Origin of the sequence: Collinsella sp. AM23-17 (assembly GCF_003470945.1) — a bacterium.
Classification (GTDB): domain Bacteria; phylum Actinomycetota; class Coriobacteriia; order Coriobacteriales; family Coriobacteriaceae; genus Collinsella; species Collinsella aerofaciens_O.
The window spans coordinates 1-1,835 of sequence record NZ_QRHU01000046.1 but is presented as its reverse complement, the minus strand read 5'-3'; the positions used below and the strand labels follow the sequence as shown (position 1 = coordinate 1,835).

The 1,835-nt window shown below is 57.2% G+C and carries 2 protein-coding genes; both read left to right on the top strand.

From position 1 onward, the window contains the following. Positions 1-1,023: DMT family transporter (locus tag DW645_RS09760; protein WP_370448106.1), on the top strand; the 1,023-nt coding region annotated here is incomplete at its 5' end. 225 nt (positions 1,024-1,248) lie between these two features. Next, the coding region (locus DW645_RS09755) for a PTS sugar transporter subunit IIC (protein ID WP_147325446.1) at positions 1,249-1,835 on the top strand (587 nt) is incomplete at its 3' end.

Sequence of the window (1,835 nt, the reverse complement as noted above, 5' to 3'; positions counted from 1 at the left end):
TGGTCGTGGGCATCATCGGCGCGTTCTTCGGCGTGCTGGCGTAAGGGCCCGGCCTATTATTTGCCCCCAAGGGAAACGGCGACCCATTGCGGTCGCCGTTTTTTATTACCGAAAGCTAGTTGGAGGTGCTTCGTGATTCGATCTGACAATCCACCCGATAATGGCGTGAGCGGGGCGATGTATCTATTTGGCACGGCGCTCTTGTGGAGTTTTATCGGCATCCTCGTTCGCGCCAATTCGCAGTCAGCTCTTTTGATCGGTGCCGTCACGGCAATATTTATGGCGCTCTTTATCCTGCTCGTCGGCAGACCCGTCCTTCGCGTCAGCCGTCTTATTGTCCTTGTGGCCGTCTGCAACTTCGTGACGGGCACCACGTTTAACTTTGCCAACCAGCTCACGACGGTCGGCAACGCGATCGTTCTGCAGTACACCTCGATGATTTTCGTTATCGTGTATCAATCGCTCACAACTCGCACGTTGCCCTCGCCTGCGAAGATTGCCTCCGTGGTGGTTGCTTTTACGGGTATGGGACTTTTCTTTTTAGGTGATTTGAGCGCCGAGGGCATGCTCGGAAATCTGCTTGCCGTCATTTCGGGCGCCACCTTTGGGCTGTGTTTCTTTTTAAACTCTCGCCCCGATGCGTCGCCCATGGTGTCCTCGCTCATCTCCTGCGGCATCTCGATACTTCCGATCGTCTATTTTGCCGGCGACCTAGGCTCCGTGAAACCCTTTGAGTGGGGGCTTATGCTGGTGCATGGCCTTTTTTGCAGCGGCCTTGCGAGTGTGCTGTATGCCAAGGGGATTGCGCGCACCAACGCGTTTGCGGCCAACTTGGTTTGCATGAGTGAGGTCGTGCTCGCTCCCTGCTGGTCGGCGCTCCTCTTTGGCGAGGTCTTTCGCTGGAACGAGTTTTTGGGCGCAGCGATGATCGTTTTGGTGATTGTGGCCAACTTGGCATCCGATGCTTTTGGCGACGGCTTTCTGGTGGCGCTTGTCCGCCATCGAAACAAAGAGCGTGCCTAATGGGATGCGCCTGCCGTTTACGGTAAAAAACACCCCGCTGAGCGACTGGTATTAAATAAGGCGAACCTGCATACCTATAATTGGTATCAAATCATTTGTGCCTGGCATGGGTGTTAGCAGCACACTAGGTACGCTTCGAGCCGTGGAATCGAACTCCCGGAATTGATATCAACAACGCGCGCGACGGGAGTGACGACGGTTCGAGATTCCTTATTGGGAGGAATTATGCTTGTCCAAGCAATCCTCGTCGGCTTAGTCGGAGCGTTTGGATGCCTCGACTACCAGCTCGGCACCCTCTACGCGTTCCGCCCCATCGTCCTGTGCCCGCTCGTGGGCCTGGTGCTGGGGGACCTGCAGACTGGCCTTGCCGTTGGCGCCAGCCTGGAGTTGCTGTTCATGGGCTCGATTTCCATCGGCGCCTACGTGCCGCCTAACGAAACCGTCGGCGGCGTGCTCGCCTGCGCGTTTGCCATTCAGCTCGGTCAGGGTACCGAGACGGCCATCGCGCTCGCCATGCCCATCGCCGTCCTTGCGCTGACGATCGGCAACATTACCAATGCCTTGTTCCCTGTGTTTGTCGATATGGCAGACAAGTTCGCCCTCAAGGGAAACCTCAAAGGCATCTACGCCGTTCATTGGGGAATTGGAATCTGGGGCTGCGTCGAGTACTTCCTGCTGTGCGGCGGCGCCTTCTATTTGGGTTCCGACGCCATCCAGGGCCTGCTCGACTTCATCCCGCCCTTCATCATCGACGGTTGCGGCGTTGCCGCCAACATCCTGCCGGCCATGGGCTTCGCCATGCTCGGCCGCCT